At 42.3% G+C, this 15,215-nt stretch carries 15 protein-coding genes; 2 read left to right on the top strand and 13 right to left on the bottom strand.

Going from position 1 to position 15,215, the window contains the following annotated elements; genetic code table 11:
• Window positions 1–17 precede the first annotated feature (17 nt).
• The 12 genes from BCU68_RS01330 to BCU68_RS01385 form a co-directional block, all read right to left on the bottom strand.
• Entirely contained in the window at window positions 18–899 is an 882-nt protein-coding gene (locus BCU68_RS01330) for a type II secretion system F family protein (protein WP_102562977.1), read from the bottom strand.
• Window positions 899–1,819, bottom strand: a complete 921-nt coding sequence (locus BCU68_RS01335; protein ID WP_102562978.1) for a type II secretion system F family protein — start codon at window positions 1,817–1,819, stop codon at window positions 899–901. The genes BCU68_RS01330 and BCU68_RS01335 overlap by 1 nt, the downstream gene beginning before the upstream one ends.
• On the bottom strand, window positions 1,816–3,105 hold the full coding sequence (locus BCU68_RS01340) for a CpaF family protein (RefSeq protein WP_102562979.1): 1,290 nt from the start codon (window positions 3,103–3,105) through the stop codon (window positions 1,816–1,818). The genes BCU68_RS01335 and BCU68_RS01340 overlap by 4 nt, the downstream gene beginning before the upstream one ends.
• 1 nt (window position 3,106) lies before the next feature.
• On the bottom strand, window positions 3,107–4,354 hold the full coding sequence (locus tag BCU68_RS01345) for a chromosome partitioning protein ParA (RefSeq protein WP_102563169.1): 1,248 nt from the start codon (window positions 4,352–4,354) through the stop codon (window positions 3,107–3,109).
• 5 nt (window positions 4,355–4,359) lie between these two features.
• Window positions 4,360–4,881 carry a hypothetical protein gene (locus tag BCU68_RS01350; protein ID WP_102562980.1) on the bottom strand — a complete coding sequence of 174 codons (522 nt, stop codon included), beginning with the start codon at window positions 4,879–4,881 and terminating at the stop codon, window positions 4,360–4,362.
• Window positions 4,878–6,206, bottom strand: a complete 1,329-nt coding sequence (locus BCU68_RS01355) for a type II and III secretion system protein family protein (RefSeq protein WP_102562981.1) — start codon at window positions 6,204–6,206, stop codon at window positions 4,878–4,880. The genes BCU68_RS01350 and BCU68_RS01355 overlap by 4 nt, the downstream gene beginning before the upstream one ends.
• A 13-nt stretch (window positions 6,207–6,219) precedes the next feature.
• Window positions 6,220–7,029, bottom strand: coding sequence for a Flp pilus assembly protein CpaB (cpaB, locus tag BCU68_RS01360; protein WP_102562982.1), 810 nt, complete (start codon window positions 7,027–7,029; stop codon window positions 6,220–6,222).
• 9 nt (window positions 7,030–7,038) lie between these two features.
• Window positions 7,039–7,479, bottom strand: a complete 441-nt coding sequence (locus tag BCU68_RS01365; RefSeq protein ID WP_102562983.1) for an A24 family peptidase — start codon at window positions 7,477–7,479, stop codon at window positions 7,039–7,041.
• 1 nt (window position 7,480) lies between these two features.
• Window positions 7,481–7,714: a Flp family type IVb pilin gene (locus BCU68_RS01370; protein WP_102562984.1), complete on the bottom strand. Its 234-nt coding sequence runs from the start codon at window positions 7,712–7,714 to the stop codon at window positions 7,481–7,483.
• A 373-nt stretch (window positions 7,715–8,087) separates the two neighbouring features.
• The gene (locus BCU68_RS01375) at window positions 8,088–9,026 is read right to left on the bottom strand and encodes a class I SAM-dependent methyltransferase (RefSeq protein WP_102562985.1); all 939 of its coding nucleotides are present in this window, start codon (window positions 9,024–9,026) and stop codon (window positions 8,088–8,090) included.
• A gap of 11 nt (window positions 9,027–9,037) precedes the next feature.
• Window positions 9,038–9,727 (bottom strand): TIGR01621 family pseudouridine synthase, encoded by a 690-nt coding sequence (locus tag BCU68_RS01380; RefSeq protein ID WP_102562986.1) that lies wholly within the window; start codon window positions 9,725–9,727, stop codon window positions 9,038–9,040.
• Window positions 9,728–9,962: 235 nt separating this feature from the next.
• Complete coding sequence (locus tag BCU68_RS01385) at window positions 9,963–11,390, bottom strand: sodium-dependent transporter (RefSeq protein ID WP_102562987.1); 1,428 nt, start codon at window positions 11,388–11,390, stop codon at window positions 9,963–9,965.
• A 385-nt stretch (window positions 11,391–11,775) separates the two neighbouring features.
• Between BCU68_RS01385 and cls the strand changes: the two genes are divergently transcribed.
• Window positions 11,776–13,230 carry a cardiolipin synthase gene (gene cls, locus BCU68_RS01390; RefSeq protein ID WP_102562988.1) on the top strand — a complete coding sequence of 485 codons (1,455 nt, stop codon included), beginning with the start codon at window positions 11,776–11,778 and terminating at the stop codon, window positions 13,228–13,230.
• Between the two features lie 119 nt (window positions 13,231–13,349).
• Entirely contained in the window at window positions 13,350–14,543 is a 1,194-nt protein-coding gene (locus tag BCU68_RS01395) for a cystathionine beta-lyase (RefSeq protein ID WP_102562989.1), read from the top strand.
• A gap of 74 nt (window positions 14,544–14,617) precedes the next feature.
• Here the strand turns inward: BCU68_RS01395 and BCU68_RS01400 are convergent, their stop codons facing one another.
• Window positions 14,618–15,190: a DNA-3-methyladenine glycosylase I gene (locus tag BCU68_RS01400; RefSeq protein ID WP_102562990.1), complete on the bottom strand. Its 573-nt coding sequence runs from the start codon at window positions 15,188–15,190 to the stop codon at window positions 14,618–14,620.
• Window positions 15,191–15,215: the final 25 nt, after the last annotated feature.

The raw sequence follows: 15,215 nt of genomic DNA on the forward strand, positions 1-15,215 counted from the left end.
TCAACACCATGCTATATCTATACATCGGCCATCATCCTCATAATTCCTGGAGCTGTGATCAAAATAACAACCGGGATCATGATGAATAATACTAACGGTATCGACATCTTGGCTGACAATTGACCAATTTTCTCTTCGATATCCAACATTTGCACTTCACGGATATCTTTAGCAAGCGTCGTCAGGACATGATAAATCGAAGTCCCATACTGCAAACTTTGCTTTAACGTCATCACAAAACTGCGCATCTCATTGGAAATAATCGTTGCGTACAGTTCATCCAGCGCTTTATCTAAACCAACAATTCTGGCTCTATCGGTGGTTTTATTCAGCATGTGCGAAAGATCTTTATCAAAACTTGCCATCTCTTTACCCAAATAACTCATCGACGACTCAATCGTCATCCCGGTTTGCACGCAGACTGCCATTAAATCCAGTAGATAAGGCAGTTGCTTGGAAATTTTACGCGTTAATGCCTTAGCCTTTGATGCCAGAAAAGCGTCGGGGGCCAAAATACAAATCATCAACCAAATGGCAAAAGCAATCATCACATTATTAGCCGATAACCATTGCTCTTGATGAATAAAATAGAGCCCAACTAGACCGCCAAGCAGGCTGATATATTTTAACGGGATATAATATTTAGCGTATTTAAAGTGATAAAAACCCGCAGCATAAAACTTTTTAAACACCTCTTCCTCATTACTGGTAAAGGCGCGAGTAATGGCAAATAATATCACATCTAAGAATGGCTTTTTCTGCTGCTCTTTCTTATCACCAACAAAGTTATCAAAGTGTTGGCGTCTCTGAATACGGTTAAAAATCTGGCTAAGCAAGATAAAAAAACCAGCAACTATAAAAACCAAGCAAAGAAAAATTGTGTGTTGTTCAGTTAACATTAGTCCACCGCCTTCATTAGTTTCCAGACAATAAATATCCCGATGGCTTCACTGCAAATTACGTAATAGAGAATCGGTCGCCCACTGGGGTTAAACATCACGTACTCAAAATTTTCTGGGCTTAAATACTGCAAGATAAATAAGAAGAAAAAGGGAATCGCAGCGACAATTTTCACCGAAGCACGCGCTTCCGAGGTCATCGAAAATTTCTTTTTTTCAACCGAGCGCGCCATAAACATCAAGCGATTTAATTGCGTCATCACCTCTTTCAATTGCCCACCGCGATTCATATTGGCGCGCAGGGTAATAACAAAAAATTGAAAAGAAGAATAAGGAAAACGGCGGCAAGATTTACGAAACACACTGTCAGGCGTTTCACCAATTTGTAAACGTTCGCCCATTTTCTTAAACTCTTTGCCCACTTCCGAGTCCAGTGAACTGCCGACAAACATAATCGCATGCATAATACTTTCACCGGCACTGACCGCACTGGTTAACATATTTAATGCATCAGGAAAAGATTCCTCAAATTGCTTTTTCTCACGCTTTTGCAACCACATAACTCCCCATATTGCCGCGAGAATATTAAAGGCAATAATGGCCACCAACCAATGGGTTTGAATAAACATACGATTGAGATAATTGGCCGCAATGGTCGCAACAACAAAGTATATGGCAACTTTTATTAGCGCCATTGAACCAAGTTGTCGCAAAATGTTATTCCAATAACGCTCAACCTTCTGTGAAAAGGTTTCTGCAGTTAAACTTTGCATATTAACTGCTTGTTTATCCGTATCCATGGAGTCAACAAAAACGGTTTTATTCATCTCTTCTAAGTAATGATTCCCTGCCTTTTGGTCACGGCGTGATGCCCAAAATAGTAAACCACCGCCCAATATTAATGCTAGCCAATAGATCATAAGTGTTGCCCTCGAATAAAGGCGCTGTTTAGCTTCTCTTCTAAACCAAAAAAACGGGCTTTTTCAACTAGGACTGAGCGCTGCATCAAACCGGCGGTCATAAAACTGCCCTTCACTTTCCCATCGCCATTTTCATTCTGTTTTGAAGAAGGATGAAACTTAAATATCTCTTCTAACACCACATTGCTGCCCTCAAGCCCTACGACTTCAGAAATGCTCATCACCTTACGGCTACCATCATGCAAACGGCTGATTTGAATCACTACATCCACTGCGCTGACAATCGTGCGACGAATCGCATCTAAGGGTAAATTATTGGTGGCCATCATCACCATGGCTTCTACACGTGCCAGCGCATCTCTCGGCGTATTGGCGTGCAAGGTCGACATCGAACCATCATGACCAGTGTTCATCGCTTGCAGCATTTCAAACGCTTCACCACCACGACACTCACCGACAATAATGCGATCGGGACGCATACGCAGAGAGTTAATCACCAGGTCGCGCTGATCCACCGCGCCATTACCTTCGATCCCCGCTTTACGTGTCTCTAGACGTACTACATGCGGTTGCTGTAGCTTCAATTCCGCCGCATCTTCTATGGTGACAATACGCTCATTTTCTGAAATATATTGCGATAAGGCATTGAGCATGGTGGTTTTACCCGAACCCGTACCGCCAGAGATGAGTATATTTAATCGACAACGGGCAATAATCATCATCACCTGGCACATCTCAGGGCTCATAGCGCCAAATTCAACCAACTTAGGCAGATCAATACTGTGCTTTTTAAACTTTCGAATCGAAATGGATGTGCCGTCGATGGCAATGGGAGGAACAACAATATTGACACGACTGCCATCGGCAAGACGCGCATCACAGGTTGGCTGCGAGTCATCAACTCGACGGCCAACACGGGTAGCAATGCGTTTGGCTATTTGCAATAACTGCTCTTCATTAATAAAGTGAATCGAGGATTTTTCAACCATTCCACCACGCTCAATAAAGACATTTTTATGACCATTAATCATGATGTCACTGATTGAGTCATCGTCCATTAAGGTTTGCAGTGGGCCCAAACCCAACAGTTCATCAACCAAGCTTGTAACAAAGTCAGCCCGTACAATGGTGGCAACCGATAAACCTTCACGCTCAATAAGTAAATCAATCGCTTTGGCAAGTTGCTTACTTAACTGTTCACGAGATAAAGTATTAACCGCCTCAGCTTCCAGTGCTTCAAAGATTTGGTCACGGATAGAGATAAATATCGATTTCGATTGGTCCATATTATCGTCTCCGCATTAAACGTTTCATAAACCCACGTTGAGAAAATTTATTGTCTTGCCCCAATAAAAGTGCCGTGATTTTGGTTAAACTCTGGCTGAGCGGGTACTGATGATCATAAAGATGGTTACCTTCCAGCACCATTTGATTCAGTTTTGGCTCATGTGGGCAAACCACATCAATTTTTTGACGTATGTATTTTTCAATTTCGTCTTTGGTCACCGTTGCATATTTTTCTGGCAAGGTGTAATTAAGAATCTTAAAACAGCGCACATTCGATTTGCGTTTGTCCAAGTCACTCAAAAAACGCGTCGCCTGGCGTAAGCACGACACCGTTGGTTCAATGATTAGCAATAACATTTCACACTCAGTGGCAATATAATCAATATCGGTTTGGCAGTGCGATGAGCTGGACAAATCTTCTAAAATAAAGTTACTTTGCACAGCCAGTTCATTGGACAGCGTACGCACATAATCTTTAAGTTCAAACTCATTGAGCTCTTCCGATTCAATCGCCAGCAGTGACAGCATTTCATTGACTTTTTTGGTCATATTCATCGCATAGGTCACATCGAGGCTATTGGATAGCACCCCAGGTGAGACTGCTTTTTTTTCAAAGCGGCTTAAGCCCAGTAAAATATCAAGATTGCCACCAGAGAACTGATGATCAACGATGACACAGGAACTATTTTTATTGACCGACAAGTCTGAAGCAATTTCTGCCGTCAGCAACGAGGCGCCTACGCCACCTTTTGCTCCCCACACTGCGACTTTTTTTGCTCGGCGGTTTTTTCCTAAACCGCTATTTCTAAATCGGTTATCATTAACATTAATGATAAAATCAATTAATTCCTGCTTAGATATTGGCCAAAACAGATAATAAAAGCCCATCGCCTTTAAGTTACGGATAGTCGAAATGGCATCTTCGCTACCAATCACAACCACAGAAGCGTGGTTAGGCAATAAATGACGGATGCGCTCCATATCTTCGGTCACATTGTCACTGAGATTCAGCTCAACGATAACAATTTCAATCGTCGATTCACGCACATGCTGCTTGATCTCACTATCGCTATTGTTCAGAATCGCCGGTAAGCTGATCCCTTCAAAACGAAACGCTTCTGAAACCAACTCTCGACACTGAGTAGTTTGATTAAACAATACCGAGGTCAGTTTGGTTTCTGCGTCCCCTTCAGCACCTGAGGCGGTGTTGGTGGTCTCTTTTTTTAATAGATCTACTAAATCAAACATAGGCATCACTTATTCACGTTATCAGCGTCAAGATAATGATTAAGCATTTTCTCAGGGTTGACCATCGAACCCCAACGAGCATTATCGGTATAACAACCATTATTCGGTTCACCAAAATGCCCCACTTGCGCATAATCACACACAGAAGCCATCACTTTGTGCACCGTGGCTTTCACTTCAAAGTCAAAACGCTCACCAAAGCCAGCACTGACCTGTGACACGCTTAGGTTATCTCTATTCACCCCACGCTTTAATAAGTCTTGCTCTATTTTAGTTGCCCACTTTTGACCTTCTTTGGTGCGCCAATTTAGCTCCACCGTTTGGTTAACAATCACATTCCAATGATCATTAATAAATTGATCGACCTCTTTTTGTGCCGCTTTTGACTGTTTTGGCTTAACCTTCACTGCCATTGAATAGTGGACGGGAATAACATCCATCTGAGTACCCTGTCTTTCACCGATATGCTCTGCGCATCCACTCAACAGTAAAAATAAAACGCCGATACCACTCCATTGTTTAATCATTTTTTAAACCCTCCGGTTGCAAGCACTTCATCCGCCCATTTTTCACTGGCATGGGTATAGTTTCTCTCCACAGCAAAGAAGCGCTGCAATGTGGTGGTTTTTTGCATCGTCGGCAGTTGAATTTGTGATGGATGAATCGGTTGTACTAAGTTCACGGTGGCAACAATAATCAACTCGGTCTTGCTGCGTTCGGTACCACTGTTACGAAATAACGCGCCCAGGATAGGGATATCGCCAATAAAAGGAATGCGTTGCAGGGTCTCTTTATCTTCGGTATTCAATAGCCCACCTAAGACAAAACTTTGTCCATCGCCAAGCTCAACGGTAGTACGAGCGCGGCGGGTTTTTAGCGAGGGTAAATTATAGGTTTCATTGGAGTATTGCGTATCTAACGAACTCACTTCTGGCATCAGTGACAGTTTAATTTTGTCATCGTTGAGCACTTTAGCCATCAGGTCCAGACGGATACCAAACTCTTTATAGATAACATTGGTACCACTATCAACGATGGTCACCACCGGCAACTCGCCACCGACTAAGAAGCTAGCACTTTCCCCAGAAATCACCGATAAGTTTGGCTCAGCAAGCACTTGCCCTACCGTGTCATCGCCAATAGCGGTAATCACAGAGATGATATCAGAAGCACTAAAACTGGTCAGTTGGTTAACAAAAACGCCATTGCTATAGCCTGCACTGCCGTATTGAAAACCAACTTGTTCTAAAAAGGAGTGTGATACTTCAGCTATCGACAGTTTGACATTCACTTGCTTGGTGGTGGCAACTTCAATGTTATTGACAATGCCCTGGAATTGACGACGCTGCATAAACGCAACGGGGCCCGCCTCTTCCTCACCATCCCAACTAATTTCAGTATTGCTGGCGCTTTTACCCAGCAGTTCACCGACCAAAATATTAATTTCATCTTTTTCTTGCTCAGTGGAAACCACCCCGCTTAACACGACTTGCTCGCCTAAGTTATAGATGGTCACTTCAGCCAATGGGTATTTCAATTGGATCTGTTGCTGGATATGCAACATGCTTTTGTTGACCACCAACTTACGACTGGCGAGTGTTTTGCCTTCTTCATTAAAAATCAATAATGAGGTGGTACCAATTTTCTTACCAAAAATGACCACTTTTTGCTTATCAATCACTTGGTAGTCGGCAATGGTTGGGTCAGAGACAAACACTGAGGTCATCTCTTGTGAAAGGGCGATGGTTCTTGCATCCCCTTCGGCTAAATTCATGATTCGTTGCGCGTAACTTGATACTGAAAACAGCGCAAGTACCAGGCTTATTCCGATATATTTACTTAGTTGCCACATAGGTATCCTTGCCTTATCGTATTTGTGCGTCGCTAGCACGAAATTCTGTAATGGATTTAAAGTCTGCTAAAATATCCCCAGCATTGGCTTTTAAATCCGCCGGTTTATAATCACCGATGGATTTATGCACTTCCAGTTCAGCAATTCGTCCCGCTACGGTTAATTTCGCCACCTGCTTACGAGTTAGTTCCAATATCAAGTCGACTTTCTCAACATTGTCACTCTTCTCTTCTTTACCGAAGGTTTTCTCGACTTTCAGTACCTTAATGTTCATCAGCACCGGGGCAACCGACAGTTGGCGCTTGCGTTGGTTGCTGGCATTGGTGACTTCAATCGAGGCGAGTTCTTGTGGTAGGGTCAGAGCTAATACATCAATTAAGGTACCGTTACCAATCACGCCGCCAATGATCGACTTTGGCTTCACACCAATCGCGAAGGGCACCATGTCTGGGGTAATGATAAAATCGATATATTCAGCATCACGAGGTTGGACCATAGTGTGCGCGAACAGCAGCGTGCCTTGCGGCGCATCAGTGCGATACACCGCGCCTAAACTAAAGTCAGCCGACATATCTTGATCGACACCAATACGGTGCGCGTCACTTTCCAGCATCACTTCTAAGGTAAAGTCGCTGCGCTTAACGTATTGACCCAACTCAACATCTTGATTGATGCGCCATACCTTGAATTTCACTTCTTCAACCACAGGCTCAGGTGCAACAACGGACTCAACGATTTGCTGACCGGTAAGGTTATTTGCTAGCCCATATAAGCCAACGAGGATAACCAGCCCCGCGATGAGCGTTATTATTTTTGTTTTCACCTTTTCTCCCTATAAGGATGCCGCTATCCCAAATAAACAACCGAGACAAATAGGCACCCCATATGGTACGCCTCGCTGTCTAACTGCTTTTTCATTACCGCTCCACTTGCCATACAGGTAATACCCTATGCCCATGACACCGCCGATGAAGGTTATTATCACTAGTGTGAGTGGTAAATAGACCGGTGAAATCGCTAATGAAAAAGCGGTTAATAGTTTAATATCCCCTGCAGCAATAATTCTAAATATTGTTGCAATAAAGCCAATGATTAATATCGCGCCACTATAAATAAGTACTTGCCACTCTTGCTGAGCGACAAACATCATGCTTGACAATATTAACACTAAGCCACACACCAAATTGGATATATGCCGATGCTTGATGTCCATCACCGATATATAGATGGAAAGGGTGGCTACGGATAGCCACCATAGTATTAGAAGACTCATATTAAGGCGTAGTAGTAGTAGTAGAGCTTCCACCGGTAGTAGCTTCTTTAATATTGTCTGTTATTGCAGACATAGCGCCCTCTAAGGCTTCTTTTAGGGAGCCATTAAATACCGCCAGTACAATCGCAGATATTGCTACACCAATGATTGCGTATTCAATCGCTGTTACGCCGCGTTGGTCTTTTTTAAAGTTTTCAACTGCAAGTTGTGTATTCACATAAAGTTTAGTTAACATATTGTCTTCCCTTTTGTTTTAATATAGGACCTATATAAAATAGCATCCTGCCGTAAGTGATATAAACATAGCATTGTCAAATAAAAGGTACAACCAGGCTCATAATAGATTATTAGTTTTGAGACAAACAGTATTGGTAATAGATATAACTAACTATAGAGTTAATAGATAATTAGGTAATATAATGAATTAACAGGTAGTTGAATTGATATTTTTGTTATTACCGAACAATATAATGATAAATATATCAAAGGATAGTTATATTTATTCAACAACTATGAATAAGATAATAAAAAGCCCAAATTAATTAAATTTTAATTTGGGCTACATATATTGACCTAACTCACGAGATGTCAGTTTATCTGTCTTATATTTAAGACTTCTGAAATAATAAAACTTTTAAACAAGAATCAGAATCGGTATCAATAAATTCAGCAGGATTTTGCAATCGCGATTTATATTCAATTTGTGACGCATCTCTCATCATTGAGTCGACTAAAAAGCTTGCTTCGACCATTGGCGAATTGACACAAGCCAAAACCTGACCATTGTCAGTTAATAAATCCGGTAAACGACGTAAAATTTTGCTGTAATCTTTGGTTAATGCAAAGCTGCCTTTTTGAAAAGAAGGCGGATCAATGATAATTAACTCGTATGGACCACCTTTCTTTATCTTACCCCAAGACTTAAAGATATCATAGCCTAGAAAGTCCACACTACGCATATCATGCTCATTTAAGCGATGATTATCGCGCCCTGTATTCAGAGCGCCACGTGCCATATCGACATTAACTACCTTTTTTGCCCCACCAGCGATGGCTGCCACAGAGAATCCGCAGGTATAAGCAAACAGATTTAATACTTTTGCCCCATCACTGTTGGCTTTAACCCAATCACGACCATTGCGCATATCAAGGAAAAGACCAAAGTTCTGATTACGACCAATTTTTAACTGATATTTCAAGCCGCTTTCAACGACAACGGGCGCATCATCTAGCTCACCCCATATCACCTCACAAGGCGAACCTTCCAGATAGCGCGATTGAATTACAATACTGGTTGGTTGCTTCTCAAGCCAATAGGGTTGCTCGGAAAGCTCTTGTAAACCCTTAACTAGTTGCTGCTTAAAAGCGTCATCGACCTCTTTAAAAACGGTGATTAACAGTTGCCCTTGTAACCAGTCACAGGTGATCTGCTCTAACCCTGGCCAATAACGACCACGACCATGAAATAGACGGCGCACTTCATTGGGCGCTGCAGGAATTTGCTCTTCTAAGTGAGTGAAGAAAGTGTGTAACGCGCTTGCTTGCATAATCGTTCTCATTATTTAATCGCGGGCCATAATAAAGACCAAGGTTGCTGCCATGCCTCAAGCGCTTGCTTTGTCGCTGGCTGCTGCCATTTATTGCCTAACGCTAATTGACTAGGATCACAGACCACTTGATAGCTCTGCTGCTGATATTCAAATTGAATGGCAAAAGCATGCAGGTAACCTCTGTCTGCCTCACTGGATGGATTATAAATAGGATCACCGACAATCGCTGAACCGAGCGATTTCAGTGCCACACGAATTTGATGGGTACGGCCAGTATATGGTTTGCATAAAAATAGTCGCTCACCGGGTTCGCCTGCCAGTGAAAAGAACTGAGTGAGCGCGGGGTTATTTTGACTGGCAAGCAGTTTCCATGCAGAACGGCGTGAACGCTCCATATCCCCTTTGATCAAACCTTGTTTCTTTTTCGGCTTCTTACTGCCAATCGCTAAGTAGTACTTATTCACATTGCGATCGGCAAAAAGCTGCGATAATTCACGTGCAGCCGATTGGCAACGAGCCAGTAATAAAATACCCGAGGTCATTTTATCCAGGCGATGAACTAAATAAAGTTGCTGATCACCGGTTATCTTGCCGACTTCTTGCAACAACATGGTGTCGCCATCGTCTTTATGTACACTCACATTGGGGTGTTTATTAATTACAATAAAGTCAGGATGGTCTAAAAGAATATCAAACACACAAGGCCTATTCATCATTATCGAGTTGAAAGGCAAAGTATAACGCTTGCTTATTTGAGAGTCATTCAAATGTTTACCGATAGCAACGGTGGCAAGTATTGAGGCATAAAAAAACGAGAGCCTCACTGGAGACTCTCGTTATACGGTTTACAGCGTCAAACGCTAAACGAATGGCTTAATGTTTGTCGACTGCTATAAACCGTTACAGCTTCTTGGACTGTTATTGCTTAGACAATTACAGTTTCTTAGACAACAGCGCAGCAATCACAATAACAGCAATACCGGTCACCATTATCGCGCCATTACCGTTTTCAAATCCAGACACAATGCCGGCAATTGCCACGATCGCAATCGCAACAGGAATGACGTACTTCACTAGGTTGTACCATAGACCAAATAGTGGGAATGAAATTTCACCATCATTGGTAATTTCTTTCTCTAACTCAGCGCGGTTCAGTCTCCAGCCAGCAAAGATACACACAAGTAGACCACCAATCGCTAGGAAGATCTTATCGGTTAGCAAGTCAAAGACATCAAATGCGCCCGTACCAAATAGTGTTGGTCCTACGCCACCTAAAGAGAGTGAAGAGAAGATACATAGGAATGCCATCACACTCGATGCAGCTAATACGGCGGTTGAGCGTTTCAGTTTCTTCTCATCAATCAGGTAAGAAACCACCACTTCAAGCAATGAAACAGATGAGGTTAATGCTGCCACACTTAAACCGATGAAGAACATAAGCGCAAATAGTAAGCCTATCATGCCACCCATTTCAGCAAAGATTTGCGGTACCACAACAAAGACAAGACCAGGACCGGCTGCAGGCTCCATACCGAAGGCAAACATAGCAGGGAACATAGCAATACCAGCAAGTAGAGCAACACAGGTATCCATACCAATAACCATACCGGTTGTTTGTACTAGGTTTTCTTTCTTCTTAAGGTAGCTACCGTAGGTCATCATACAACCCATACCTAAGCTCAATGAGAAGAAGGCTTGACCAAGTGCAGATAAAACAACACTGCTATTTACTTTAGAAAAGTCTGGGCTAAATAGGAATTCAAGACCTGCGCTTGCACCTGGTAGGCTCATCCCTTTCACAGAAACAATAATAAGGATAAGGAACAGCAGCGGCATTAAGATCTTACCCGCTTTTTCAATACCGCCTGAAATACCTTTCATTACGATAAGAATATTAAAGCATAGGTATAAGCCCATCCACATTAATGGCTCAATCGGGTTAGAAATGAAACCACCAAAGCTGTCACCAATCGCCGCTGGCGTGTTTAATAAGCCAGTAGCAATTTTATAGATATAAGCAATCGACCAGCCACCAACGACTGGGTAAAAGCCCATAATCAACAGACCACTGACGACACCGATAACACCAGCAAACGTCCAACGACGGTCAGTCGACTTATAAGCACCTACCGCTGACTTTTGCTTCATACGACCGATAGTAAATTCGGTAAGCATGACACTAAAGCCAATGAAAATAACGAAGAACAGATAAATAGCAACAAAAGCGCCACCACCACTTTCACCAGCGGTATAAGGGAACTTCCATATATTACCTAAACCAACAGCTGATCCTGCTGCTGCCATAACAAAGCCCAATTTTGAGCCCCACGTATCACGTGGTGATGAGTTAGCTGTAGCCACACTTGCTCCAAATATATTTTTAATATGATAAATAATACCAATCGAAGTCACTCAATGATTGGTAGAAGCGCAGAGTTAAAAGGGTGTATAGCAAAGTTTACACTTCAAAAAATAATTACTCGCACTCGACCTGTAGTAAGTAAACCAGTTAACCGATAAGATTGGAAGCCCAAAACTTGTAAATAGTGCATTTAGCAACATTTTCCTTACTAAATGATGCTTTTTTGAGCTTTAACGCCAACTTACCACCAATTTAACACCCTGTTAACCATATAATACAAAGTGGCTAAAAGTCTAATTTATTAATAAAAATTAGGCTTATTATTTCTATTCAACCTATTTGCTATTACTATCATTATTCATTCTTTTAGGCTTAAATTTCCCTATGGACAAGGTTTACCATTTCCTTACGATTGCTTCATTAGTGCTTTATTGGCTACTTGTTGCCGGAGTTACCTTTCGTGTTGTGCTTAAGCGCAGGGCGGTCAGTGTTTCTCTTGCTTGGCTAATGATCATCTATATCCTGCCAATTGTTGGGGTTATCTGTTACTTTTTATTTGGTGAACTGAACCTTGGTCGCAAGCGAGCCGAACGTGCAAAAAATATGTTCTCCCCTTTTGGCGCTTGGTTTAATCAACTCAACGACTGCCAAGCCCACTTGCCTGAATCATTAGGTGTGCATATTCATAAAATCGATGAGTTATGTAATAACCGCATGGGGCTACCGGCATTAAGTGGTAATACCCTCTCTTTACAAAATTCTCCCGACAAAATCTTACGTTCTATTATTAAAGATATTGAAAGTGCACAAAGCAGCATTCGCATGGTTTTCTATATTTGGCATCCTGGCGGGTTAGTTGATGCAGTGGGTTCGGCACTGATCCAAGCGGCTAAACGTGGAGTGAAAGTAAAACTATTGCTTGATTCTGCGGGTAGCCCTAAGTTTTTCCGTAGCCATTGGGTTGCCATGATGGAGCAAGCCGGAATTGAGGTCGTTCAAGCATTAGAGGTCAGTCCGTGGCGAATATTTTTACGTCGCCTCGATCTGCGTCAGCACCGAAAAATTATCGTAATTGATGACTCTGTTGCCTATACAGGCTCAATGAATATGGTTGATCCTGCTCACTTTAAACAAAACTCCGGTGTTGGTCAGTGGATTGATATTATGGTGCGTATTACAGGTCCTACGGTTAACGTACTCTCAGCGATTCATGGTTGGGATTGGGAAGTAGAAACCGGTGATCGTGAACTGCCAAATCAACCTGAGTGCCATATTGATCCTCAGCAGAGCTTACATCCCGTACAAGTGGTGCCATCAGGTCCTGGTATGCCTGAATATCTCATTTTACAAGTGCTGCATATTGCCATTAACCAAGCAAATAAATCGGTACGCATCACCACGCCCTACTTTGTCCCAAGTGCTGATCTGCTAACCGTACTCAAAATGACCGCTCAACGCGGGATCATTGTCGAACTGATTATTCCGCATAAAAATGATTCTTTAATGGTTAAGTGGGCATCACGTGCTTTTTATGGTGAATTACTGGCTGCTGGCGTAAAAATTTATGAATTTGATGGTGGACTGCTGCACACTAAATCGGTAGTAATTGATGAGCAGTTCTGCTTAGTTGGTACCGTTAATATTGATATGCGTAGCTTATGGCTCAACTTTGAAGTCACCCTAGCGGTCGATGATGCGGAGTTTACCAAAGAGATGTATTGGCTACAACAAAGTTACATTGACCAATCTTATGCTATTGATCATCAAGAGTGGGAAAAGCGCGACCTCTCTAATCGCTTCTTCGAGCGCCTGTTTTATCTATTCAATCCTTTGCTTTAATCGCTATAAGCCAACTCTGCTTACTATCCCATCGCATTAATTTTATTATTAATACTTGCAATAGTTATGCTCAATATGATTTATATAGAGCATAACTTTGACACTGATAAGGGATCTCAATGTCTGAAAAAAAACAAACTACACTGATCACAGCTGGTCGCGATAAGAAGTGGACAAATGGAGTCGTCAATCCTCCAGTACAAAGAGCTTCAACGGTTGTATTTAATAGTGTGGCTGAAAAACATCAAGCTACCTTAAACCGTGCGAATAAAACGCTATTTTATGGACGTCGTGGCACCAATACTCACTTTGCCTTGCAAGATGCGATGGTTGAAGTAGAAGGTGGCGCTGGTTGTGCGCTTTACCCTTGTGGCACCGCTGCGATTGCCAATGCGATTTTATCTTTTGTGAAAACAGGCGATCATATCCTTATGGTTGATACCTGTTATGAGCCGACTCGTGATTTCTGTGACACTATGCTGCAAAAAATGGGCATAGAAACCACCTATTATGCACCAACCATTGGGGCTGATATCAGCGAACTTATCCGTCCCAATACCACGGTACTTTTCACTGAATCGCCAGGCTCGATTACTATGGAAGTGCAAGACATTCCAACCTTAGCCGCCATTGCCCACCAGCATGATATTGTGGTGATGTTAGATAATACCTGGGCGGCTGGGGTTAACTTTTCTCCGTTCGATTTTGGTGTTGATATCTCAATTCAAGCCGCGACTAAGTACATAGTCGGTCATTCGGATGTCATGATAGGCACTGCCATTGCGAATGAAAAGCATTGGGATCAACTACGTGAACAAAGCTACTTAATGGGTCAGTGCATCTCGCCCGATGATGCCTACCTGGCACTGCGTGGCTTGCGTACTTTAGATGTGCGTTTACGCCAGCATGAGACAAGTAGCCTTAAAGTGGCTCAATGGTTAGCAAGCCGACCTGAAGTGGATCATGTTCGTCACCCTGCACTGGATTCTTGTCCGGGTCATGAATTCTTTGCCCGTGATTTTACTGGTGGCAATGGCTTATTTTCATTTGTGTTAAAAACGACCAATCCAAAAGCAACAACAGCGCTACTCGATGGTATGACTCACTTTAGTATGGGCTATTCATGGGGTGGGTTTGAAAGTTTGATTTTAGCCAATGAACCTAAATCATTTAATAGTTTGCGCACGGTTGCCAATCCAAACTTTACTGGCACACTTATCCGTCTGCATATCGGTTTAGAAGATGTCGATGATCTCATCGCAGATCTTGAAGCAGGACTTGAGCGTTACAACGTAGCGAATAGTGAAAGCTAAAATTGAGACCATAAATACATTTTTTTTCATGCCTATCAATGCAGCAATGTTTGATAGGCATGAATGTGCTGTGATTAAACCTGATGATATCTCGGGCAATCAATCACATGATCATTAACTAAACCCATTGCTTGCATAAACGCATAACAAATCGTCTCACCAACAAATACAAAGCCTCTTTTTTTTAAAAACTTGCTCATTGCCAATGACTCTGCTGTTGAAGTTGGTACATCTTGCATCGTTTGCCAGCGGTTAACGATCGGTTTTCCATCAACAAATTGCCACAATGCCGCCGATAATGAACCAAACTCTTCTTGCAGCGCTAATGTCGCGCGTGCATTTTTATACACCGAATTAATTTTTAGCTTATTTCTGACGATATCATAATTTTCAATGATATAAGGCACTCGGCTTTCATCATAAGTTGCGAGTTTAGCGATATCATACTCTTCAAAGGCAGCTCGATAAGCCGTGCGCTTTTTTAAGATAGTCAGCCAACTTAATCCAGCTTGCGCCCCTTCTAAAGTCAAAAATTCAAACAGCTTAATATCATCGTAAACCGGCACGCCCCACTCTTTATCATGGTACTCGCGATCCAACTCATGATTGCATGCCCAAGCGCAGGTGCTATCAAGTAATTGACTCATAATGAACTCCTAAAAATAAATGCAC

This window comes from Vibrio sp. 10N.286.49.B3, assembly GCF_002873395.1.
GTDB lineage: Bacteria > Pseudomonadota > Gammaproteobacteria > Enterobacterales > Vibrionaceae > Vibrio.